The sequence below is a fragment of the Mycolicibacterium sichuanense genome (assembly GCF_033741125.1).
Taxonomy (GTDB): domain Bacteria; phylum Actinomycetota; class Actinomycetes; order Mycobacteriales; family Mycobacteriaceae; genus Mycobacterium.
Genome location: NZ_JAWQPU010000001.1, coordinates 116951 through 138595 on the forward strand (window position 1 = coordinate 116951; position 21645 = coordinate 138595).

Consider the following 21645-nt stretch of genomic DNA (forward strand, 5'->3'; position numbering starts at 1 on the left):
CGACCATGTCCGATCCGAAGCCCGATTCCCCGCCCGTTCCCCGCATCGCCCTGCTGTCCACGTCGGACACCGACCTGCTCTCGGCCCGCGCCAGTGGCGCGCCGTTCACGCTGGGCAACCCGGTGCGTCAGGAACTCGAGCCACTGATCCGCGACGCGCAGCTGGTCGTCTTGCGCGTGCTCGGCTCCTCCGCCGAAATCGAGTCGGAGTTGGCGATCCTGCGCGCCAGTGGTCTGCCCCTGGTGGTGCTCGGCGGCGAGCGTCAGCCCAGTGCCGAGTTGATGGAGTGCTCCAACGTCCCGATCGGCGTCGCCGCTCAAGCGCACGCCTATCTCGCCGAGGGCGGCCCGGCCAACCTCGGCCAGATGCACGCGTTCCTGTGCGACACGGTGCTGCTCACCGGGCACGGTTTCGAGGAGCCCGTGGTCATCCCGGAGTGGGGCTATGGCAAGCGCGCCGGCGCGGCTGATCCGGACAAGCTCCGAGTCGGCGTTCTCTACTACCGCGCGCACGAGATCAGCGGCAACGCCGGTTTCGCGCACGCCCTCGTCGACGCCGTGAACGCAACCGGTGACGCCGTGGGGGTGCCGATCTTCGCGTCCTCCCTGCGCAGTGCGCCGCAGGAGCTATTCGACGCGATGGGTGCGCTGGATGCATTGGTGGTCAGCGTCCTGGCCGCCGGCGGCTCGAGGCCGGCCGGTGCGGCCGCTGGCGGTGACGACGGCGCCTGGGACATCGAACGTCTTGCGGCGTTGGACATTCCGACGCTGCAGGGGCTGTGCCTGACGTCCTCGCGCGAGGATTGGCAAGCCAGCGACGACGGCGTCACCCCGCTGGATTCGGCGAACCAGATCGCCATCCCCGAATTCGACGGGCGCATCATCACCGCCCCGTTCTCGTTCAAGGAGATCGACGAGGACGGTCTGCCGCACTACGTCGCCGACCCGGAACGCTGCGCGCGCGTCGCCGGCATCGCAGTCAACCACGCTCGGCTGCGGCGAGTGCCGAACGCGGAGAAGAAGCTCGCGCTGGTCCTTTCGGCGTATCCGACCAAGCACTCCCGCGTGGGCAATGCCGTCGGGCTGGACACCCCGGCCTCGACGGTGCGGCTGCTGCACCGGCTGGCCGAGCAGGGTTACGACGTCGGCGACGGGTTCGGCGTGCTGGACATCGCCGACGAGACCGAGGCCGGCGACCGGCTGATCCACACGCTGATCGCCGCCGGCGGCCAAGATCAGGACTGGCTGACGGCCGGGCAGCTCACCGACGCCCACGTCAAGGTGACCGCCGCGCAGTACGCGCAGTGGACGGCGCACCTGCCAGCCAGCCTGCGCGACGCGATGACCGAGGCGTGGGGCCCGGCCCCCGGCAAGCTGTTCGTCAACGACGACGACGAGATCGTCCTGGCCGCCCTGCGCGCAGGCAACGTCGTGCTGATGATCCAGCCGCCCCGTGGCTTCGGCGAGAATCCCGTAGCGATCTACCACGATCCCGACCTGGCGCCCAGCCACCACTACCTGGCCGCATATCGTTGGCTGGAACGAGGTTTCGGCGCGCACGCCGTGGTGCACCTCGGCAAGCACGGTTCGATGGAGTGGCTGCCCGGCAAGAACGCCGCGCTGTCGGCGGAGTGCGCCACCGACGCGACGATCGGTGACCTGCCGTTGATCTACCCGTTCCTCGTCAACGATCCCGGTGAGGGTGCCCAGGCCAAGCGGCGTGCGCACGCCACCATCGTCGACCACCTCATCCCGCCGATGGCGCGGGCGGAGACCTATGGCGACATCGCGCGTCTTGAACAGCTGCTCGACGAATACGGCAACATCGCGTCGATGGATCCGGCCAAGCTGCCGGCAATCCGCGGTGAGATCTGGAACTTGATGCGTGCGGCCGAGATGCATCGCGACCTCGGCCTCGACGACCGGCCGGACGACGAGGAGTTCGACGACTTCCTGCTGCACGTCGACGGCTGGCTATGCGAGATCAAGGACGCCCAGATCCGCGATGGGCTGCACGTCCTCGGCGGCGCACCGCAGGGTGAGGCGCGGGTCAACCTGGTGCTGGCGATCCTGCGCGCCAGGCAGGTGTGGGGCGGTCAGGATCACGCCGTGCCCGGACTGCGGGCCGCACTCGGCTTGAAGGAGGATGCCGAGACGCGCGCGGTCGACGAGATCGAAACGCGGGCACGCGAACTCGTCGAAGCCATGGAGGCCGCGGGCTGGGCGGCCGAGGTCGCCGGTTCACTGCACGACGATCCCGAGGTGCAGAAGGTGCTGCGCTTCGCCGCCACGGAGGTGGTGCCGCGCCTGGCGGGCACCGCGGGTGAGATCGAGGCCGTATTGCACGCGCTGGCAGGCGGTTTCATCCGACCAGGGCCGTCGGGCTCGCCGCTGCGCGGCCTGGTGAACGTGCTGCCGACCGGGCGCAACTTCTACACCGTCGACCCCCGCGCGGTGCCGTCGCGGCTGGCCTGGCAGACCGGCCAGGCCATGGCGGACTCGCTGATCCAGCGCTACCTCGACGACACCGGCACCTACCCGGAGTCGGTCGGCCTGTCGGTGTGGGGGACCAGCGCGATGCGCACCTCGGGCGACGACATCGCCGAGGTGTTCGCCCTCCTCGGCGTGCGCCCGGAGTGGGACGAGGCGTCCCGGCGGGTCAGCCGCCTGGCGATCGTCGCACCGGAGGAACTCGGCAGGCCGCGCATCGACGTGACGGTGCGCATCTCGGGTTTCTTCCGCGACGCCTTCCCGCACGTGGTTGCGATGCTCGACGACGCCGTCCGGATGGTCGCCGAACTGGACGAGCCCGACGACCAGAACTTCGTGGCCGCCCACGCTCGCGCCGACATGGCCGAGCACGGTGACCAACGCCGGTCCACCACACGAATCTTCGGCTCCAAGCCGGGCTCCTACGGCGCGGGCATCCTGCAGGTGGTGGAGGCGGGCACCTGGCGCGACGACAAGGACCTCGCCGAGGTCTACACCGCATGGGGTGGGTTCGCCTATGGGCGCGGCCTGGACGGTGCGCCCGCCGCCGACGACATGCGCACGAACTATCGTCGAATCAAGGTGGCGGCCAAGAACATCGACACCCGTGAGCACGACATCGCAGACAGCGACGACTACTTCCAGTACCACGGCGGCATGATCGCCACCGTGCGGGCGTTGACCGGCTCGGATCCCAAGGCCTACGTGGGGGATTCGACGACCCCGGACGCCGTGCGGACCAGGACGCTCTCGGAGGAGACCGCCCGCGTCTTCCGGTCCCGCGTGGTCAACCCGCGCTGGATCGCCGCGATGCGCAGGCACGGTTACAAGGGAGCCTTCGAGCTCGCCGCGACGGTGGACTACCTGTTCGGGTTCGATGCCACCGCCGGCGTCGTGCACGACTGGATGTACGAGAAGCTGGCCCAGGAGTACGTCCTGGATCCCACCACGCGGGAGTTCCTCGATACCTCCAATCCCTGGGCGCTGCACGGCATCGTCGAGCGCCTGCAGGAGGCCGCCGACCGTGGCCTGTGGGCGGACCCCTCCGCCGAGACATTGGCCGCCCTGCAACAGGCCTACCTCGAGGTCGAGGGCGACCTGGAGGATCCTGGAGCGGCCACCGGTGCCTGAGCCCGTGCGGGTGCGGATCCTCGGCGTCGGCATGGGGCCGCGCCAGGTGACCCACGAGGTCGCCGACGCGCTGCGGTCGGTCGACTACGTGCTCGCGGCGGCCAAGGGTGACGACGACGGACTGCTGGCCCTGCGCCGCGAGATCGTCGAGACCTACCCCGGTGCCCACGGCCCCGCCGAGATCGTGGTCGTGCCCGACCCCGTCCGCGATCGCTCGACGGGGTTGACCGATGCCAAATACGAAGGTGCGGTTGCCGATTGGCACGACGCCCGCGCGTCCTGTTATGCCGACGTGCTGCGCGAACGCGGTGGGATCGCGGCGTTCTTGGTCTGGGGCGACCCGTCGCTCTACGACTCCACGATCCGGGTCGTCGAGAAGGTGCGTGCGCTCGGGTTGGCGGTGGAGTTCGACGTCCTGCCCGGCGTCAGCGCACCGCAGCTGCTCGCCGCCAGGCATCGCATCGTGCTGCACGAGGTCGGCAGGTCGGTACACGTCACGACGGGGCGCCGGCTGCAGGAGGCCGTTGCCGCCGGACAGGACAACATCGTCGCCATGCTCAACCCGCCGCCGGACCGGCTGGATCTCACCGGTCTCGACGACTGGACGGTGTGGTGGGGTGCCAACCTCGGGGCGACCGGCGAACGGCTGGTGACGGGTCGGCTCGCCGATGCATTGCCCGCCATCGTCGAAGCGCGGGGACAGGCCAAGGCCGAGGCGGGCTGGGTGATGGATCTGTTCCTGGTCAGGCACGGCTGATGCCGGGGCTGCTCGTCGCGGGAACCACCAGCGACGCGGGCAAGAGCGTGGTCACGACCGGGCTGTGCCGGGCGCTGTCGCGGCGCGGTGTGAAGGTCGCGCCGTACAAGGCGCAGAACATGTCGAACAACTCGATGGTGTGTGCGGGTCCCGATGGGGATGGCGCCGAAATCGGCCGCGCGCAATGGGTTCAGGCCCTGGCGGCCCGAGTGGTGCCAGAGGTCGCGATGAACCCGGTGCTGCTCAAGCCCGGCAGTGACCAGCGCAGCCACGTCGTGCTGATGGGCCGGCCGTGGGGTGAGGTGTCGTCGTCGGACTGGTTGGACGGGCGACGGGCGCTGGCCTCCGCGGCGCACGCGGCGTTCGACGACCTGGCGGCCCGCTTCGACGTGGTGATCGCCGAGGGAGCTGGGAGTCCGGCCGAGATCAACCTGCGGGCAGGCGATTACGTCAACATGGGGCTCGCTCGCCACGCCGGCCTGCCGACCGTCGTGGTCGGCGACATCGATCGCGGTGGGGTGTTCGCGGCATTCCTCGGCACCGTCGCCCTGTTGTCGCCGGAGGACCAGGCTCTGCTGACGGGATTCGTGGTCAACAAGTTTCGTGGTGATCCGGATCTGCTGGCGCCAGGGCTGCGCGACCTGGAGCGCCTGACCGGCCGGCGGGTGTACGGCACCCTGCCCTGGCACCCCGACGTGTGGCTGGACTCCGAGGACGCCCTGGACCTGCAGGGCCGCCGCTCGACGGACACCGCGGCGCGCCGCGTGGCCGTGATCCGGCTGCCGCGCATCAGCAACTTCACCGACGTCGACGCGCTCGGTCTGGAACCGGACGTCGACGTCGTCTTCGTGTCCGACCCGCGTGCGCTGGCCGATGCCGACCTGGTGGTGTTGCCCGGCACCAGGGCCACGATCGCCGACCTGGGGTGGCTGCGGTCGCGCGGCCTGGACCGGGCGCTGCTCGCCCACGCGGCTGCCGGCAAGCCGGTGCTGGGGATCTGCGGTGGATTTCAGATGCTGGGCAACGTGATTCGCGATCCCGACGGTGTGGAGGGTGGGGTCGCCGAGGTGACGGGCCTCGGGTTGCTCGACGTCGCGACCACCTTTGCGCCGTCGAAGGTGCTGCGGCTGCCTCGAGGTGAGGGACTCGCAGCGCCCGCGACGGGCTACGAGATCCACCACGGTCGCATCACCCGGGGGCCAGGGGCGCAAGAATTCCTCGGCGGCGCCCGGGCGGGTGCGGTCTTCGGGACCATGTGGCACGGCTCGCTGGAGGGGGATGCCCTGCGGGCGGCGTTCCTGCGCGAGACCATCGAGCTGCAGCCCTCCGGCGTCAGCTTTCCCGCCGCCCGCGAGCGTCGCCTCGACTTGCTCGGTGAGCTCGTCGAGGCATATCTCGACGTGGATGCGTTGTTGGACTTGGCCGTTCGCGGCAGTTACGAGCAGCTGCCGTTCTTGGCGCCGGGGGCACCGTGACGTCGCCGCGCATCCTGCTGCTCGGGGGCACGTCGGAGGCGCGGGCACTGGCCGCCCGGTTACTTGCCGACGGGATCGACGTGACGAGCTCGCTGGCGGGCCGGGTCGCCAGGCCCCGGATGCCAGAGGGGCCGGTCCGCATCGGCGGCTTCGGCGGGGTGGCCGGGTTGCGGTCCGCGCTCGCCGAGTACGACGCCGTAGTCGACGCCACCCATCCGTTCGCCGCGACGATGTCGGCAACCGCAGTGCAAGCCTGTACCACGGAGCCGACGCCGAGACCGCTGTTGCGGTTCGAGCGGCCCGGCTGGGCGGATCGCGCGCAGGCATCGTGGCACTGGGTCGACACCCACGACGAGGCGGCCACCGTCGCGGCCCAACTCGGTGAGCGGCCGCTGCTGACCACCGGACGCCAGCAGCTCGCACGGTTCATCCCGGCGCTCGCCGACCGGGCGGTGCTGGCGCGGGTGGTGGACCAGCCCGAGGTGGAGTTGCCCGCGCGCTGGCGGGTGATCTACGACCGCGGCCCCTACGTGTTTCCTGGCGAACTGGGGGTGCTGCGCGACCACGGCACCGACGTGTTGGTCACCAAGGACTCCGGCGGCGAGTACACCTGGCCGAAGATGCTTGCCGCCGAACGACTTGGGGTGCCGGTCGTGATCGTTCGTCGGCCGCGCATGACGGGCGATGTTCCCGTCGTGGCCACCGTGGACGACGCAGTGGCCTGGGTTCGGGCGATCGGCTAGCGGGCCTCAGCCCAAGTCCAGGTCGAGCCCGGCAAGGTGGCCGCGCGCCTGGGCCTGACCGACGGACCTGGGGCCCGACCCGTCGTGGAGCAGTCGCCAGCCATCGCGGTCGTCGCGCCCCTCGGGTAGGTCCAGCCAGCGGCGCAGCAACGTCAGGTCTCCCGTGGCGATCACGGCCGCGCGCAGGCTGGTGCCGAGTTCGGTGCGCAACCGCGCCACGGCGGGGGACATCGACTGCGGTAGCAGCGCACCGGTGTAGTGGTCCATGGCCGCATCGACCCGTCCCGTCCGCAACGCGTCGAACACCTCGCTGACGTCGCTGGCGACGGTCTGCAACAGGCGATAGGGTCGCGAACCCACTTCGACCGGCTGGATGGCCCGCCGCAGCCGCGACATCTCGGCCCGCACCGTGACCACGTCGAGGTCCTTGTCGTCCAGCATCATGGCGAGGTGGTCGGCGCTGAGGCCTTCGGAGTGCTGGCTGAGCAGCACCAGGATGTCGGCGTGCCGGGGCGACAGCGAGATGGTGCGTCGCTGGCCCTGCTCGTCGACGAACGTCCACTGGGGCCGGTCCGCTCCGAGTACTCGAAGTCGGGCGCCCGCCGGCTCCGCTGCGCGCGTCGCGGGTTTGGACAGTCGCAGCAACGCGAGATGGTTCTCCACTGCGACCGCCGTGGCCCGCACCAGCGCCAGCGCTTGGGTGGAGGCGACCTGGGCGCCGCCGGTCAGATCGATCGCTCCCAACAAGTCTCCGGTGCTGGGATCGTGGACCGGCGCTGCGGTGCAGCTCCATGTTTGGGCTACCCGGGAGAAGTGCTCCGAGCGGCGAATCTGGACCTCGCGGTCGAGGGCAAGTGCCGTACCCGGCGCATTGGTTCCGATGCGACGTTCACTCCAGTCGGCGCCGGGCACGAAGTTCATCGACTCGGCCTTGCGTACCGCCTTGGTGTCGCCCTCCACCCAGAGCAGGGTGCCGTCCGCGGCGCTCACCGCGACGACCACACCGGTATCCGCCGCGTCCTCCACCAGGAGGCGCCGGATCACCGGAAGCGCGACCGCCAGTGGATGCGTGTCACGCAGTCGGGCCAGGCGCAGCGTCATCTCCGACGACGATGCGCCGTCGGTGTCGGGGTTGACTCCCTTGGCGAGGCTGCGACGCCAGCTCTCGGCCACCACCGGCCGGATCGGCGTGGAATCGAGATACGACGAATCGACCTGCCCCGCCACGAAGAGCTCGTGCACCGCACGCAGCCCGCTCGCCTGCTGCCAGGACCTGCGGCTGTCAAGCGCCTTCGACGAGCCCACCGGGGATCACGCTCCTATGACGACTATCACGGCGGCGCTCGTGTCTCAGGCCACACCGCCCCCTGATTGCAGGGTAGTGCACCTGGCCGAGTGGAGGGGAGATCCCCTCACAAACGCCTAGAGTGCCGCTCATATGAGCGGCACCGCGATTGTTGGATCCGCCCCACGGGGCCGTGACGATGTCCTATCATCGAGGAGAGCTTGGCGTTCGTGAATCTGGTGAAAGACCAGAACGGCCGTGCCGCTGTGAACACGCATCCGACGAATGGCCGGTGCGTCAGTCAGCAAATGTGCCAAGCGCATCAACGTCGTTGGGTCGATCCACGACGCCCACTGTCGGCGATGTCGTTGCGCGCGTTCAACTCCGGGATCCACGCCGCGACCTTCGACGTCGGCGGGCTGAGTCGGTCGCGCCGGGAAGGTGGTATCGGCGGCGGCACCGCACGGTGATCACCACTCCGCCGGTCGTCATGGCCGTACCCTCGTCGGGCAGCGGAAAGACCACCGTGGCAACCGGATTGATCGGTGCGTTGCGCAGGGCTGGTCACCGCGCGGCACCGTTCAAGGTCGGGCCCGACCTCATCGACCCCGGTTATCGCGCGTTGGCCGCCGGCCGGCCAGGTCAAGCGGGATCGATCCGACGCTTCGTTGCCAGCGCCGTCACGGCGACCGCCAAGGTTTCTCGATGAAACTTTCCCCAACGAGATTGGAGATCTGATGGACTTCGCCACCGTATCGGCGCCGGATGCCGCCACCGAGGCCGCCGCGTGGGCGCGCCAGGACGTCCTGACCAAGCCGCAGGGCGCTCTCGGCCGGCTCGAGGACCTATCGGTATGGGTGGCGGCCTGCCAAGGGGTCTGCCCGCCGCGGCAGTTCAACCGTGCGCGGGTCGTGGTGTTCGCCGGGGACCACGGGGTCGCGAGGGCCGGTGTGTCGGCATACCCATCGGAGGTCACCGCACAGATGGTGGCCAACATCGACTCGGGCGGCGCGGCCATCAATGTGCTCGCGGGTAGCGCGGGCGCCACGGTGCGCGTCGTGGACATCTCAGTCGACTGCGACCGTCCCCTGTCGGAACGGATTGGTGCGCACAAGGTTCGGCGCAGCAGCGGCAACATCGCCATCGAGGACGCCATGAGTGCCGACGAGACCGTGGCGGCGGTGACCGCGGGCGTTCGCATCGCCGATGAGGAGATCGACGCGGGGGCAGACCTGCTCGTCGCCGGGGACATGGGCATCGGCAACACGACACCGTCCGCGGTCCTGATCGCCGCACTCACCGGTCAGGAGCCGGTCGGTCTGGTGGGCCGGGGCACGGGCGTCGACGACGCCGGCTGGTCCCGTAAGACGGCTGCGGTACGCGATGCGCTGTACCGCACCCGTGGCCGGGAGGGTGATCCACTCGCGCTGCTGCGCATCTGCGGGGGAGCCGACCTGGCCGCCATGGCGGGGTTCTGCGCCCAGGCCGCCGTCAGGCGTACCCCGGTGTTGCTCGACGGAGTCGTGGTCACCGCCGCCGCGCTGGTGGCCGAGGCGTTGGCGCCGGGGGCCAGCCGGTGGTGGCAGGCGGGCCACCGGTCCACCGAACCCGCTCATGCGACCGCGCTCGCGCAGCTGGGACTCGAGCCCATCGTCGACATGCGGATGAGGCTCGGTGAGGGGTCCGGCGCCGTGCTGGCGCTGTCCTTGGTGCGGGCTGCAGTGGCCACCCTGGGATCGATGGCGACGTTCGGCGAGGCGGCGGTGTCCGACCGGTCCGAATCCGAGGACCGCTCGGCCGCGCCGTGCTGACCAGCCGCCGTGGAGACCCAACCCGAGGCGGACCTCGGTGCTCGTCATCCCGTCGGCGCTTGGGGCTCGACGGTCATGCGATCGTCGAGGTTCAGTTGAGCAAGCTCGATCATGCTGCGCCAGAAGTTCGTCCGCTCGACTCGAGTTCGTCCGACGACGACCGCGCGCCACTGAGCGATGAAGGGCTCGAAGTAGCGACTCTCGTCCAGTAGCTCGGCGGTCTCGGTGACGAGTTCGCTGGGCACCGGTTCCGTCGAGCTCAGTGTCCGCCAGAGTCTGGCCGTGACACGCACCCGTCGCCGATGCTCGATCAGCGCCGACAGTAGCCACCGGATCGCCCGCCGCTCGTCCTCGCTGACCCACGTGGCGTCGGAGCAGCTGTTGAGGAAGGCCTGTTGCGCCTTGGTGGATTCGTTGAGATCGTGCAACACCCGTGCGGTCTCGAGCCGAATCTCGGCCGCGGATGCCTCGTGAAGGCTCATGAGAGCCGTGCGGTGCGAAGCGGAATGCCGACGACGATGCGAGCGGCGTTGTGCCCCAGTACCCGGGCCGTGACCGGATCGGCGCGGCCGGTGGAGAAGAGACCGGGCGGTGACGTCGGCAGCTTGTCATGATGCACGCAGACCCGGCCGTCGGCATCGATCCCGACCCCGACGCTCAGCGACGAGCGGGCCGCCGCGTCGCGGGCGAGATCGGTGGCAATACCGCCACTGCGGGGACGTTCGACACGCGCGGGTACACCCTCCTCCTCGATGCCGGCTAGGACTTCGTTCTCGACCTGCCCGTCTGCATCGCTGAGTACCAGGATCACCGGCTTCTCGGCCTGACCGCCTTCAAGCACGGGCGGACGCCTTTGCCTCTACCGCTACCGTGGCGTGCTGACCGTTCGCGGCCCGCGCCTTGGCGAGCGAATTCGCGTAGGACGCCACCAGGCCGGAGGCCACGGCGTTTCGCGGTCCCTCGGTTCCGCGCACGTTGCCCGTCCCACAGACGATTCCGTAACCGGCCACCGCATCGGCGATCTGCTCGGGAATCTCGAAGTCCAGTGCGCAACCGCCGAGCAGGACCACGAAGCCGATCTGTCGCAGATCACCCGCGGGGGCGATGCTGCGCAGTGCCCGCAGGGCGTTCACCACGAACACCCGCTCCTTGGCGGTCCTGCGCACCGTGCGGATCCGCTCCATCGAATGCCGGGTCGGGATGGGATTCATCCCGGTCTCGCCAAGGGCTACCACGCGCGCGAATGCCGTTGGCGGGAGCGGCGTCTCGAAGAACTGGACGGTACCGTTCTCGAGCCGCACGTGAAAGAAGCTCTCCGCCTTCCCCAGTGGGCAACGCTTGATCTCCTCGGCGAGCTCGAGGTTGTCCAGGCCCAGCTCGGCGTCGATCAGCTTGGTGACCAGGTCCCCGGCGCCGGCCAAATGGGTGGCGTCGGTGTGACCGTTGGTCTCGATCACCGCGGCATCGGTGGACCCGCCGCCGAGGTCGAGGACCACCAGCGGCTTGTCGGTGCCCGGCGTGGTGAGCGCACCCAGGACCGCCATCTCCGCCTCGACACCACCCACGACGACGTCGACGTTCGTCGCGCCTGCCTTGCGCAGGTGAGCGGTGACCGCCTCGGCGACGGCCTTCATGCCGCTTTCCTTGGTGCGGACCATGGCTGCCAGTGCGACGGCATTCTCCAGTGCGACCTCACCGGCGACCCCGCCTCGAACTTCTTGCGGGACAGCGGTATCGATCGCCAGCAGATCTTGGATTCGCACGTCGGCCAGGGCGTGGTTGGACAGGTCGGCCATGCTCTGGCGAACGTTGGCGATCATCCCACCGGTGTTGGTGCCCGCTTCGCCCATGACGTCGAGCAGCGGGCTGACCCGCTGCACCTCGGCCATGATGTCTGCGGCCCCGCGCGACACGTCGACCGTGGCCTTCTTCTGCACCCCAACCAAGTCCAGCGATCCCGCGGGGATCGTCCGATCCTCGACGTCACCCGATGGCGTGCGTACGACGACGGCCGAGCGGTTGCCGGTCAACGCCCGCGCAACGGGCGAAACCACCTTGGTCTGCGCTGGATCGAGGCCGAAAATGGTGGCCAGGCCGTAGGCGTTCGACAGCGTCCTGATGGATTGGCCGGGGCCGGCGACCTCGACGGCTGCCATCATTCCCTTGGGTACCAGGTCGACCCGCGAGACCTCGTCGATGATCGGGATGCGGGTCGCCAAGCGGTTGGCGACCAACACGGCGTCGTCGTTGCCAAGGATCGCGCCGGTGACCTCGACGCCGCGGTCGACGGCCGCATTGATCGTGCGGGCGGTGACGTCGAAGTCGACGCCCTTGGCGACCAGGACGATGATCGGCTCGCCGGGCTCGGCGTCGGCCAGCGACTCGAAGTCGACGATGGTGCCGACTCCGAGTCCCCGTCCACCGGGGGTCCGCGGGTCGTGCCCGATCATGGTCGACTCGGTGATGATGGTCTCGGTGATGGTCTCCATCGCCAAGCCACTGATCACCGGTGTCGCCTCGTTGAGCAGGATCAAGTCGAGGTCGGCCAACTGCAGGCCGGCCGCCTCCAACGCCCTCGTCACCGACTTCGCGACACCGTCGACGTTCTTGACCGTGCCCTTGATACCCGTCGTGCGGGTCAATGCCGCACCGACGTAGTCGACCGACCCGTCGGGGCCGATGGTGGCAAGACTGGCCTCCGTCGTGGAGTTGCCGATGTCGACCCCGACGATCGTTCGAAACACCCGCGTCAACTCCCTTTCGTCAGACCGATGCCGCGGAGAACTCCGGCACGACCTCGACCGTCGGTGCCCCCTTGCGAACCAGCTCGGTCTCCTTGAGGTGCAACAGCGCGGCCTTGGCCTGCCAACGCGGGCGCGCCATCTGGTCATTCAGCGTCGGAACCGGTTCCGGTGACTCACCTTTGGCGTACTGCGCGGCATTCGAACCGATGCTCCGGAACGTCTCCAGAGTCAACAGCGGAGACTGCGGGAACAGCTCCAGGCTCGACAATCGCGGCAGGTCCCGCTGGTGGATCATCGCCGTGCCGCGGGCCAGGATGCCGATTCCGATGCCGGAGCCCGACAGCTTGGCCGCCGTATGCGCCATCAGCGCGAGGTCGGCACTGTGCTGAAGGCGGATGATGCGGGCGGTGACTTCCTGCTCCTCGATGCCGGCGAGGACCTGCCGGATCACCTCGGCGTGTGGCAGGTCGACGATCGTCTTCGAGAACAGGCTGCCGAACGCCGGCGATATGGCGAGCACCACCTCGTCGGAACGCTTGCCCCGCTCAGCCCGCCCGACCTCGGTGAACGAGATCGCGCGCTGGCCTTCTCCGGTGTTGGTCGACACGGTCATTCCACCTCTACTTCGGGGTTGGATGCGCTCGTCACGTGGCGCAGCTTCTTCATCTCTTCCCAGCGCGCACCGGATGGGCGATACCCCGTGCCTGGGCCGGCGTAGTCGTTCGCGTCGTTGACCGCCGACAGCGGTTGCAGATCCTTGGTCAGGATCGCCGATGTCTGCAGCAGATCACCCGAAACGCGCTGGCGCAGAACGGCCAACAGGTTCTCGGCGACATCGGAGAAACCGGTCGCCTCCAATGCCTTCACCAGATCGAGACCCGTGACGTTGCGGTCCATCACCTGCTGGGCACCCTTGAGGTCCTCCAGCACGTCCCGAGGCATGAGCTCCTTGGAACCGTCGGCGTACACGGCGGTATCGATCTCGGCGTCGGTGATGGGGGGCAGGTCCAGGTAGCGGAACACCGCCTGCAGCGCTTGGGCTGCGCGGGTGCGCACCGCGAGGATCTCGGACTCCTTCACGTGCCGAAGCCCGCCGTCGATCTGGAGATCGCGCTGAATGGTGTTGAAGTCGTCGTAATCGTCGCTGTCGAGGTTCGAACCCGCGAACATGTCGTCGTAGTTGGGCATCGTGGAGTAACCCGAGCACACGAAGTCGGTGCCCGGCATCATCTGCGGCATCAACCGCGCCGTCCTGCGCATCGCCGAGTGCGAGAAGGACTGATCGTTGCCCGAGGCGCATTCGAGGTCGACCGAGGAGGCGATGAGGTTCTCGGCAGCGACCGCACGAATGCCGGCAGGCACCGCACCCGGTACGCCGATGCACGAGATCGAGCCGTTCTGCAGACCCTGCACACCGGCGCCCTTGGCGATCAGGATGCAGCGAATCTCCAAGTACAGCATCGACTTACCCTGCGCGTTACCCATCTGCACCTCGGAGCCGGTGCCCGAGGTGAAACGCATCTTGATGCCGCGCGATGCGTACGCCGCGGCCAGGAACGCCTTCGACCACGGGGTGTCGTCACCGTCGACGAAGACCGGCTCGGTGCCGTACACCGAGATGGTCTCCGCGTAAGCCGTGATGCCTCGCATGCCGAGGTCGAGTTCGGTGGCTTCCTCTAGCGCGCACTGGGTCAGCGGGCCGCCGGTGCCGACCTGGCTGCCGATCTGCTGGGCCATCGCCACCAGCGGGGCGTAGCGCACCACGCCCAGCGTCGTCTCCACTTCCGAGAATCCGCGAATCGATGCCTCAGCGGCGTCGCAGGCCACCTGGAGCGGGTTGTCCCGTGCGCTGGTGCAGTGGCCCTGGTTCGCCGGTGTGCGACGGGCGCGCATCTTCTGCATCCCCATCATGATCTCGACGATGTTGAGGTTCTTGGCCACCGCGAGCAACTTCGCCGGTGTCAGGCCGCTGGTGACGGCGATGACCTCTTGGCGGGTCACTGCCGGATCGACCAGCATGCGAGCGATTTCCTGCGCGGAGAGCGCCATCGCCTGCTCGGCGACTTCGGCGTCGATGGCCTTGTCGGCGATGAACTGGTCGATGAAGTCGAAGTCGGCGCGCTCGACGCCGTCCATCTCCACGATGACGCCGTTCTCCACCCGCACGCTCGGCTGCGGGTCGAAGGGGCTGTCCATCGCGACCATGCCGACCTCGGGCCACTCCTCGACGAAGCCGTCGAGGTTGACGGGGCGGTCCTCCAAGACCTGGGTCCGTAGGGAATGCCGGACACCGTCGACGGCACTGGGGTTCTGAATGGCTTCTGCGGTCATGATTGGCTCCTATTCGCCCGTTGCCAGAATGTCGCGTCGCTCGTAGACGTCGGCGGCCTCGAGCACCAGATCGGCGAGCAGGTTCGCGTCGTACTGGGTCCGCAATTCCTCGGCGATGGCCTCGAGCTCGGCCTTCGTGGAGGCATTCGGCCGCAGCGCGTTGTAGATCTCGAGCACCCGGCTGTCGGAGATGGCCGTCATCTCCGCGGCCCGGCGCAGGTTGGCGCCCAACTGCTTCCGGCCGGCCTTCTCCGAGACCTGCGCCTGCAGCCGCAGCGTGTCCGGAGTGATGCGCAGATCCGTGGCCTGAACGTCGCCCGACACCACGGCCTCGATGGTGATGTCGTCGATGGACTTTCCGGTGGGGGTGAAGAGCAGATCCCTCCGGTGAACGCTCAGCGGGTAATCCACCGCGGGATCGAGGGTCGGTTGCGTCATGCACTGCTCCAAGAGGTGAGGGGTGTCTACGTGGCACCCAACGTCCGCATTCGGTGACCTGGTCGGCCCCGTGTCGCCATTGTGGCTGACGTCACGTTGCAGTGACGTTGCAGTGACGGTGGCAGGGAACGGGCTGGTGAGCCGAAGTTCGCGGGTGCCGTCCTCGCCGTTCGGTGGGGTTCGGATGGTTCCCGCCGCGCGTTCGTCGATCCAGCCCTGGGGTGCCCTCGACGCCTCTAGCGTGGGGCATCATGACCGGACTCGCAGCCTCGCCGTCGTCGAACCCGGACGCCACTGCCCTCCTCGCGGAGACCGCGAGGCTGGGCGGCTACTTTGCCATGGCTGGTCAGGGAACGGACCGGGGTGCGCACCTGTCCGCGCTGACCGTCGACCCGGCGGCGGTGGCCGGCTTCACCGATCGCACCCGATCGGCGATCGCGGCGTCGATGGGATGCGATCCGCACCGCATTCCAATTCGGTTGGCGGCGTCGTCGTTTCAGCTGAACGTGGTGTCGCGAGTGATTTCCCCGGTGCTCGGAGCGGCTGTCTGCGGTGGTCGCGTTCCCCTGTTCACACCCGAGTCGGTGAGGTGGCGCGATACCGGCGCACACACTCCGCAGTTGCACACCACCGAGGTCGAGTGTGCGCCGGCACCGACCTCCACCGCCGCCGCAGGCTTGATCGCGGAATCGCTGCTGAGCACCATCGTCGGTCCGTTGAACGACACCCTCAGATCGACGATGTCGCTGTCCAGTCGGGTCAGCTGGGGCAACACGATCTCGGCCGCGAACGGTGCGGTGACGGTGTTGGCGATGTCTCGGCCGGATCTGGAGAAGCTGGGCCGAGCACTGGTGCAGGCGCTCCTCGGTGTCGGACCGCTGCGCGGGGCCGGCCAATTCACCGGAGCCGGGTTCGTCCGGAGGAGCTGCTGTCTGTTCTACCAAGCGCCGGGGGCGGGGCTCTGCCAGGACTGCGTCCTCACGGTGTCCGACGGGTCACTCCCGACCCGCGCCCGTTGAGTTCGTCTCCTTGCAACGTGACTGCAACGCACCCCGCGTTAACATTCGCCCGCCTCTTGGCAGGACGGAGTCAATGATGGGTTGGTCACAGCCGCACTACACGCCGATTCGCCCGGCACGACGCGGGTTCGAGAATGGTGCACCGCGTCAAATCGCCGATGTGCGTGCAGATCTCGTAGACACTCCTCGGCTTCGCACCGCCTTCGTGATGAGCGATGAACTCTTGCTACACGGGCTGGTGCACGTACTGGGACAAGCCGGCGGCGTTCAGCTCGTCGGCGACGTTCGCCACGGAGTCGGACTGGTAGAGCGGCTCCGGCACATGCGTCCCGAACTCCTGGTCGTCGATCTCGACCGGGGTCTGCCCCTGTCGGCTGTGTTGGCCGAGCTCGATCCCGTCCCCAAGGTGATCGTCGTCATCGACCGCGAGGAGTCGCCCGGCCACGCCCTCGAGCTCATCCGGGCCGGTGCCGACGCGTTGGTGGACCGCAGATCGCCGTCGTCGGAGCTGCTGGCCACCGTGGCGAGGGTCGTCGAGGGTCAGACCGCGCTCGATGCTCATAGCGTCAATACTTTGATCGCAGAACTCCGCTCGCAGAACACCGAGCGTGAACTGGACCCAGCGCGCATCCTCACCCGGCGGGAAAAGGAGGTGTTGGCGCTGCTGACCGACGGCCTCGACAACCGAGCGATCGCCACCGAGCTGTTCATCTCGGAGGCGACCGTCAAATTCCACCTGCACAACATCATGGACAAGTTCGGCGTGCACAAGCGTGCGGCGTTGGTGTCGGCCGCGTTGCGGGGGCGCGGTGTCGAGCGACAGGGACGCAACCAGGGGGGTGTCGGTGGTCTCCGATCCACGACGAGCGCCCGCTGAACGCGGTTCGCTCCCGGTCGAATTGCCCGTCAGCGGGCGGCCGGTCACCGTCGTGGGCTCGTCGGGCCGTGCCATCTCAACGACCGGATCGCTGATCCAGGCGGGTGCGATCGTGACCGTGATCGCACCTGCTCCCACGGCGTACCTGTCCGACCTCGCCGGGCGTCGGCTGATCACCATTCGTCGCCGGGACTTCCTGCGCAGCGACATCGACTCGGCCGCACTGATCTTCGCGTGTACCGATGATCTCGACCTCGACGCGTCGATTGCCGCCTGCGCGCTCGAGGGCGGGGTGTTCTGCATCTTCGACCAGACACCCCGGTCCGCGTTCCCGAAGGGCCGCGCCCGGGTCGGACGGGTCACCCTGGTGGGCGGGGGTCCCGGTGATCCGGGCCTGCTCACCGTCGCTGGCCGCGACGCAATCGCGCGCGCGGACGTCATCGTCGCCGACCGGCTCGCCCCGGTGTCGATTCTGGGTGAACTCGCACCCCGGGCTCTGGTAATCGATGCCTCGAAGATTCCCGGCGGTCGCCGGATGGAGCAGGGTGAGATCAACTCGCACCTGATTCGGCATGCGTTGGCCGGCAACGACGTCGTCAGGCTCAAGGGCGGTGACGGATTCGTCTTCGGCCGCGGCGGCGAGGAGGTCGACGAGTGTGTCAAGGCCGGCATCGTCGTCGACGTGATCCCCGGTGTCAGCTCGGCGATCGCGGCGCCCGCCTCGGCTATGATTCCCGCCACCCATCGCGGGCTGACGCAGGGTTTCACGGTGGTCTCCGGGCACGTACCGCCGGAGCATCCCGAGTCGGCGGTGAACTATGCGGCTCTCGCGCAGGCGAATACGACGATCATCTTGATGATGGCGGTCGCGAATCTGGACGCCATCGCCCGCGCCTTGATGGACGGCGGGATGAGCGCCGATACCCCTGCCGCGGTGGTCGCCGACGGAAGCTTGGCCAGCCAGCGGGAGGTTCGGGGCACCTTGGACTCGATCGCCGCGGCCGCCCGTGCCGCCCACATCGGACCCCCGGCCACCACCGTGATCGGCGCGGTGGCCGGATTCGTGCCAGGCCGTGCCGCCGCGCCGCGGACGGTGCAACTGCACGCTCGCTGACGGAGCCACGGCCCACCGCGCCGCTACCCCCCAAGGTAGCCGCTGCTATTGCAGGGCGGCGTCCACGCCGACCTCGACGCTGGACAGCGCGCGGCCGATGGGGCACACCGACGAGGCCGTTTGGGCCAGTTCCACGAACCGTTCGTTCGACATGTCGATGCCGCGTCCCCGCACCATCAGAGCGATGCCGGATATCCCGAAGTCGATCTCCGGCCCGCCCTGGGTGACGATCGCCTCGACGTGCAGATCGAGCTCGTCATCCGGCCCGGGATTCAGAAGGGCCGACAGCTGCATGGCATAACACGAGGCGTAGGCCGCGGCGAGGAGTTCCTCGGGTGAGGTGGTCGAGGCCTCGTCGGCCGCCCGGGTCGCAAGGGAGTAGCCGAAGCTGGCCTGCCCGGAGGACGTCAGCTCGATCGAACCGGAGCCGCCCACCAGGGAGCCGTGCCATTCGACGGTGGAAACACGTGTGCTCATGGGTGGCCTTTCCGTGCCAGTCTCAGTCGGTCGATCGGTCGGTTGCAGCGACGCCGCGGTCGCCACCCGGGCGCCAGAGAACGTCTCCGTTGGGGTTTTCGACGCGGGCCAGAATGAACAGGAGGTCCGACAGTCGATTGAGGTAGCGCAGGGCGCAGTCGTTGACCGGCGCGGTCTCGGCCAGCAGCCATGCGCTGCGTTCGGCCCGCCGCGCCACGGTGCGCGCATGGTGCAGGTGCGCGGCGGCCACCGTGCCACCGGGCAGGATGAAGCTGCTCAGCTTGGGCAGGTCCTCGTTGAAGTCGTCACACCACGACTCCAGTTGAGTCACTTGATCTTCGGTGACCCGAAGGGGTTCGTACTTCGGTGTCGCGACGATCGGCGTGCAGAGGTCGGCTCCGACGTCGAACAGATCGTTCTGAATGACGCCGAGCACCGCGGCGGTGCGCTCACCGACGCCGCCGGACGCGATCGCCATCCCGATCACGGCGTTGGTCTCGTCGCAGTCCGCATAGGCTCCGACGCGGGCGTCGGATTTGGCGACCCGCGACATGTCGCCAAGCGCCGTCGTCCCGGCATCGCCGGTGCGGGTGTAGATCCGCGTCAGATGAACCGCCATGTCTCGCCTTCCTGATCGCCGCGCCAAGCGTCGCCGGCAGCCTTCAACCCGACCGTGCCCAGCCACCGCGCCCCGGCGCGGAGACCAAGGATGACGGGAAAGACCAGGGCCAGCAGCGTGTGAATGCTCATGAGGGAACCGCGGGCAGAATCGCCGCCAGACCGGACGCGATGGCGGCTCCAATGAGGGGCGCTACGATCGGCACCCACGAGTAACCCCAGTCGGGACCGGCCTTGTTGGGGATCGGAAGGACGGCGTAGGCGAGTCTCGGACCCAGATCCCGAGCCGGATTGACCGCGTAGCCCGTCGGTCCGCCAAGGGCGAAGCCAATGGTGATGATGACGAAGGTGACGGCCGCGAAGCTCAGCGTTTGATTCGATGCCGGGTTGACCAAGATGAAGATGATCAACACGAACGTCGCGATGACCTCGGTGACGATGTTCCACGGCTTGTTGGGGATCGACGGATTGGTGCAGAAGATGCCGCGCGTCCCGGAGTTGTCGCCGTTGTTGTCGAATTGCAGTTTGAACGCCGCCCAACAAAGGGAGGCGCCGACGAATCCGCCGAGTATCTGAGCCGCCCAGTAGACGGGCACGGTCGACCACGGAATTCCACCGGAGAGCGCCACGGCGAAGGTCACGGCTGGGTTGATGTGGCCACCCGACGGGGCGGCGATGCTGGCGCCGGCGAAGACTCCGAAGCCCCAGCCGAGCACGATGATCAGCCAGTCACCGCCCCCGCCATGGGAATACGAGTTCTTCAGCACCACAGCGGCCACCGAGCCGTTGCCCAGGAGGCAAAGTACCGCGGTACCCAAGAACTCCCAGATGAAGATGTCGATGTTCGACACTGACCACAACCTCTCTCGGGGGCCGTTGCTGACGACGGCCGCCGCGATTCGACCGGAATGCGCCGCCCTTGCCCGCTAAGTGTTTTCGCCCCCGGTGCCAGGGGGTGGCCTTTGGGCTGGTCCCGCCCAATTACTGATCCAGAGGTGAGCTTTTTGGATAGGCTCTGCGGGCCCAGGCAGGCAACGCCGATGAATCGCAGCCGTGCCTGGCGCCGGCCACTATCATCGGCCGCATGGTCCCAGCACTTGGGGCATGGTCAATTCCGTTGTCGGAAGACTCATTCGAAAGGTTCGTCAATGACCGCCATCACCCTATCCGCCGCCACCAAGGTCGTCGAGGCTGCGATCGCGAAGGCAGCCGAGATCGGTCAGCCGATGAACATCGCCGTCGTCGACGACGGCGGTCACCTGGTGGCGTTCGCCCGGATGGACGGAGCGATAAAGGCGAGCATCGACATCTCCACCAAGAAGGCCCGCACCTCGATCCTGATGAATGCACCCACCGCCGCGTTGATGCCGCTGGTGCAGCCCGGTGCCGAGCTGTACGGCCTGGAGCAGCTCTCAGGCGGCCTGGTCATCTTCGGCGGCGGAATGCTGCTGACCGAGGGCGACGTCGTCGTCGGGGCCATCGGGGTCAGCGCGGGCAGCGTGGAACAGGACGTGGCGGTCGCCGAGGCCGGTGCCGCCGCCCTGGGTGCCTGAGCGTCAGAGCAACGGGACGATCCGGCGCACCAGCTGCGCCGAGATCGCCGCCACCTCCTTGACGAACGCCCCGAAGTCCAGAGCCGAGTCGCGCCCGGCGAGATCGGAGAGCGCTCGGATGACGATCCACGACATGCCGAGCGATTCGCAGACCTGAGCGACGGCCCCGCCCTCCATTTCGACCGCCCTGCCGGCCAGCTCGCGATGCAGCCGCTGCCGGGTGATCTCACAGTGCACGTACTGGTCACCGGTGAGGATGGTGCCGTAGACGATGCGCGGGCGACGGTCCCGCCCGCCGGCTGACTGCGACAGCGGTGGCAGCTCGACGCCGGCCAGCCCGTCGCGCACCGTGGCCAGGAGTTCCGGATCCATCGAATAGCCAAGCGCATCCGTGGGATTGATGAACGCGACGTGCCCCGCCTGGTACCGCTGCAACGCGTCGTTCTCGATCGTGCCGACGTCGTGCTGGATGAGCCGGTCGGCGATCACGACGTCACCAATGTGCAGTTCCGGGTCGAGCCCACCCGCGACACCGGACAGTACGACCACCCGGCAGCCGAAGCTCTCGGCCAACAACGTCGTGACGACGGCGGCGTTCACCTTGCCCATGCCGGCCCCGGCCAGCACGACGCGATGGCCGTCGAGAAACCCCTCGTCGAACCGGATGTGTGCCAAATTCGTCGTGCTGACCGTGTTCATCAGCGCGCGAAGATGCTCGAGCTCCTCCGGGATGGCGCACAGCAGGCCTATGGTCACGGCAGCCCTGGGATCACGACGTCAGCC

At 68.4% G+C, this 21645-nt stretch carries 21 protein-coding genes and 1 pseudogene; 10 read left to right on the forward strand and 12 right to left on the reverse strand.

Annotated features, from left to right (window positions below):
- Nucleotides 1-5 precede the first annotated feature (5 nt).
- Genes cobN through SBI80_RS00585 form a run of 4 tightly spaced genes read left to right on the forward strand, consistent with a single transcriptional unit; the run spans nucleotide 6 to nucleotide 6595 of the window.
- Nucleotides 6-3620, forward strand: coding sequence for a cobaltochelatase subunit CobN (cobN, locus tag SBI80_RS00570; protein WP_318972329.1), 3615 nt, complete (start codon nucleotides 6-8; stop codon nucleotides 3618-3620).
- Complete coding sequence (cobF, locus tag SBI80_RS00575) at nucleotides 3613-4377, forward strand: precorrin-6A synthase (deacetylating) (RefSeq protein WP_318972330.1); 765 nt, start codon at nucleotides 3613-3615, stop codon at nucleotides 4375-4377. The genes cobN and cobF overlap by 8 nt, the downstream gene beginning before the upstream one ends.
- Nucleotides 4377-5852, forward strand: a complete 1476-nt coding sequence (locus SBI80_RS00580; RefSeq protein WP_318972332.1) for a cobyric acid synthase — start codon at nucleotides 4377-4379, stop codon at nucleotides 5850-5852. Before cobF ends, SBI80_RS00580 begins: the two co-directional genes overlap by 1 nt.
- Nucleotides 5849-6595 (forward strand): cobalt-precorrin-6A reductase, encoded by a 747-nt coding sequence (locus SBI80_RS00585; RefSeq protein WP_318972334.1) that lies wholly within the window; start codon nucleotides 5849-5851, stop codon nucleotides 6593-6595. Before SBI80_RS00580 ends, SBI80_RS00585 begins: the two co-directional genes overlap by 4 nt.
- A 6-nt stretch (nucleotides 6596-6601) precedes the next feature.
- Here the strand turns inward: SBI80_RS00585 and SBI80_RS00590 are convergent, their stop codons facing one another.
- The gene (locus tag SBI80_RS00590) at nucleotides 6602-7900 is read right to left on the reverse strand and encodes a helix-turn-helix domain-containing protein (RefSeq protein WP_318972336.1); all 1299 of its coding nucleotides are present in this window, start codon (nucleotides 7898-7900) and stop codon (nucleotides 6602-6604) included.
- A gap of 470 nt (nucleotides 7901-8370) precedes the next feature.
- Between SBI80_RS00590 and SBI80_RS00595 the strand changes: the two are divergent.
- Together SBI80_RS00595 and cobT are read left to right on the forward strand one after the other, a co-directional pair.
- Nucleotides 8371-8526, forward strand: a pseudogene (locus tag SBI80_RS00595) (nucleotide-binding protein); the annotation flags it as partial.
- Nucleotides 8527-8614: 88 nt separating this feature from the next.
- Entirely contained in the window at nucleotides 8615-9691 is a 1077-nt protein-coding gene (gene cobT, locus SBI80_RS00600) for a nicotinate-nucleotide--dimethylbenzimidazole phosphoribosyltransferase (RefSeq protein WP_318973624.1), read from the forward strand.
- Between the two features lie 44 nt (nucleotides 9692-9735).
- On the opposite strand, the gene SBI80_RS00605 is transcribed toward cobT, so the two are convergent.
- From SBI80_RS00605 to SBI80_RS00630, 6 genes are read right to left on the reverse strand one after another with little or no spacing between them, the layout of a single operon-like run.
- Nucleotides 9736-10173 carry a hypothetical protein gene (locus tag SBI80_RS00605; protein WP_318972338.1) on the reverse strand — a complete coding sequence of 146 codons (438 nt, stop codon included), beginning with the start codon at nucleotides 10171-10173 and terminating at the stop codon, nucleotides 9736-9738.
- Complete coding sequence (locus SBI80_RS00610; RefSeq protein WP_318972340.1) at nucleotides 10170-10532, reverse strand: glycerol dehydratase reactivase beta/small subunit family protein; 363 nt, start codon at nucleotides 10530-10532, stop codon at nucleotides 10170-10172. Before SBI80_RS00610 ends, SBI80_RS00605 begins: the two co-directional genes overlap by 4 nt.
- Nucleotides 10525-12435, reverse strand: coding sequence for a diol dehydratase reactivase subunit alpha (locus SBI80_RS00615; RefSeq protein WP_318972342.1), 1911 nt, complete (start codon nucleotides 12433-12435; stop codon nucleotides 10525-10527). The genes SBI80_RS00610 and SBI80_RS00615 overlap by 8 nt, the downstream gene beginning before the upstream one ends.
- Nucleotides 12436-12454: 19 nt before the next feature.
- Entirely contained in the window at nucleotides 12455-13048 is a 594-nt protein-coding gene (locus tag SBI80_RS00620) for a propanediol/glycerol family dehydratase medium subunit (protein ID WP_318972344.1), read from the reverse strand.
- A complete protein-coding gene (locus tag SBI80_RS00625; protein WP_318972345.1) occupies nucleotides 13045-14766 on the reverse strand; it encodes a propanediol/glycerol family dehydratase large subunit in 1722 nt (573 codons plus the stop codon). Before SBI80_RS00625 ends, SBI80_RS00620 begins: the two co-directional genes overlap by 4 nt.
- 9 nt (nucleotides 14767-14775) lie before the next feature.
- Entirely contained in the window at nucleotides 14776-15204 is a 429-nt protein-coding gene (locus SBI80_RS00630; RefSeq protein ID WP_318972346.1) for a diol dehydratase small subunit, read from the reverse strand.
- A 251-nt stretch (nucleotides 15205-15455) separates the two neighbouring features.
- Between SBI80_RS00630 and SBI80_RS00635 the strand changes: the two genes are divergently transcribed.
- The 3 genes from SBI80_RS00635 to cobA all read left to right on the forward strand — a co-directional run bounded on the left by SBI80_RS00635 (nucleotide 15456) and on the right by cobA (nucleotide 18214).
- On the forward strand, nucleotides 15456-16223 hold the full coding sequence (locus SBI80_RS00635) for a (2Fe-2S)-binding protein (RefSeq protein WP_318972348.1): 768 nt from the start codon (nucleotides 15456-15458) through the stop codon (nucleotides 16221-16223).
- Between the two features lie 208 nt (nucleotides 16224-16431).
- On the forward strand, nucleotides 16432-17100 hold the full coding sequence (locus tag SBI80_RS00640) for a LuxR C-terminal-related transcriptional regulator (RefSeq protein ID WP_318972349.1): 669 nt from the start codon (nucleotides 16432-16434) through the stop codon (nucleotides 17098-17100).
- Nucleotides 17069-18214: a uroporphyrinogen-III C-methyltransferase gene (gene cobA / locus SBI80_RS00645; RefSeq protein ID WP_318972351.1), complete on the forward strand. Its 1146-nt coding sequence runs from the start codon at nucleotides 17069-17071 to the stop codon at nucleotides 18212-18214. The genes SBI80_RS00640 and cobA overlap by 32 nt, the downstream gene beginning before the upstream one ends.
- A gap of 45 nt (nucleotides 18215-18259) precedes the next feature.
- Here cobA and SBI80_RS00650 read toward each other — a convergent pair whose 3' ends face one another.
- Genes SBI80_RS00650 through SBI80_RS00665 form a run of 4 tightly spaced genes read right to left on the reverse strand, consistent with a single transcriptional unit; the run spans nucleotide 18260 to nucleotide 20160 of the window.
- Nucleotides 18260-18691 (reverse strand): OsmC family peroxiredoxin, encoded by a 432-nt coding sequence (locus SBI80_RS00650; RefSeq protein WP_318972352.1) that lies wholly within the window; start codon nucleotides 18689-18691, stop codon nucleotides 18260-18262.
- Between the two features lie 22 nt (nucleotides 18692-18713).
- Entirely contained in the window at nucleotides 18714-19310 is a 597-nt protein-coding gene (locus tag SBI80_RS00655; protein ID WP_318972354.1) for a cob(I)yrinic acid a,c-diamide adenosyltransferase, read from the reverse strand.
- Nucleotides 19295-19441: a hypothetical protein gene (locus SBI80_RS00660; protein WP_318972355.1), complete on the reverse strand. Its 147-nt coding sequence runs from the start codon at nucleotides 19439-19441 to the stop codon at nucleotides 19295-19297. The genes SBI80_RS00655 and SBI80_RS00660 overlap by 16 nt, the downstream gene beginning before the upstream one ends.
- On the reverse strand, nucleotides 19438-20160 hold the full coding sequence (locus tag SBI80_RS00665) for an MIP/aquaporin family protein (RefSeq protein ID WP_318972357.1): 723 nt from the start codon (nucleotides 20158-20160) through the stop codon (nucleotides 19438-19440). The genes SBI80_RS00660 and SBI80_RS00665 overlap by 4 nt, the downstream gene beginning before the upstream one ends.
- A gap of 297 nt (nucleotides 20161-20457) precedes the next feature.
- Here SBI80_RS00665 and SBI80_RS00670 point away from each other — a divergent pair, with 297 nt between their 5' ends.
- On the forward strand, nucleotides 20458-20862 hold the full coding sequence (locus SBI80_RS00670) for a GlcG/HbpS family heme-binding protein (protein WP_318972359.1): 405 nt from the start codon (nucleotides 20458-20460) through the stop codon (nucleotides 20860-20862).
- 3 nt (nucleotides 20863-20865) lie between these two features.
- On the opposite strand, the gene SBI80_RS00675 is transcribed toward SBI80_RS00670, so the two are convergent.
- Nucleotides 20866-21618 (reverse strand): 5'-methylthioadenosine/adenosylhomocysteine nucleosidase, encoded by a 753-nt coding sequence (locus SBI80_RS00675; RefSeq protein WP_318972361.1) that lies wholly within the window; start codon nucleotides 21616-21618, stop codon nucleotides 20866-20868.
- Between the last annotated feature and the right edge of the window lie 27 nt (nucleotides 21619-21645).

Excerpts from the sequence above, each read along its gene's own strand:
- SBI80_RS00620 (WP_318972344.1), bottom strand. The coding sequence starts at position 13,048 with ATGACCGTGTCGACCAACACCGGAGAAGGCCAGCGCGCGATCTCGTTC.
- SBI80_RS00660 (WP_318972355.1), bottom strand. The coding sequence starts at position 19,441 with ATGAGCATTCACACGCTGCTGGCCCTGGTCTTTCCCGTCATCCTTGGT.
- SBI80_RS00635 (WP_318972348.1), top strand. The coding sequence starts at position 15,456 with ATGACCGGACTCGCAGCCTCGCCGTCGTCGAACCCGGACGCCACTGCC.
- SBI80_RS00625 (WP_318972345.1), bottom strand. The coding sequence starts at position 14,766 with ATGACCGCAGAAGCCATTCAGAACCCCAGTGCCGTCGACGGTGTCCGG.
- SBI80_RS00605 (WP_318972338.1), bottom strand. The coding sequence starts at position 10,173 with ATGAGCCTTCACGAGGCATCCGCGGCCGAGATTCGGCTCGAGACCGCA.
- cobN (WP_318972329.1), top strand. The coding sequence starts at position 6 with ATGTCCGATCCGAAGCCCGATTCCCCGCCCGTTCCCCGCATCGCCCTG.
- SBI80_RS00670 (WP_318972359.1), top strand. The coding sequence starts at position 20,458 with ATGACCGCCATCACCCTATCCGCCGCCACCAAGGTCGTCGAGGCTGCG.
- SBI80_RS00650 (WP_318972352.1), bottom strand. The coding sequence starts at position 18,691 with ATGAGCACACGTGTTTCCACCGTCGAATGGCACGGCTCCCTGGTGGGC.
- SBI80_RS00630 (WP_318972346.1), bottom strand. The coding sequence starts at position 15,204 with ATGACGCAACCGACCCTCGATCCCGCGGTGGATTACCCGCTGAGCGTT.
- SBI80_RS00580 (WP_318972332.1), top strand. The coding sequence starts at position 4,377 with ATGCCGGGGCTGCTCGTCGCGGGAACCACCAGCGACGCGGGCAAGAGC.
- SBI80_RS00655 (WP_318972354.1), bottom strand. The coding sequence starts at position 19,310 with ATGGCGGTTCATCTGACGCGGATCTACACCCGCACCGGCGATGCCGGG.
- SBI80_RS00640 (WP_318972349.1), top strand. The coding sequence starts at position 16,432 with ATGAGCGATGAACTCTTGCTACACGGGCTGGTGCACGTACTGGGACAA.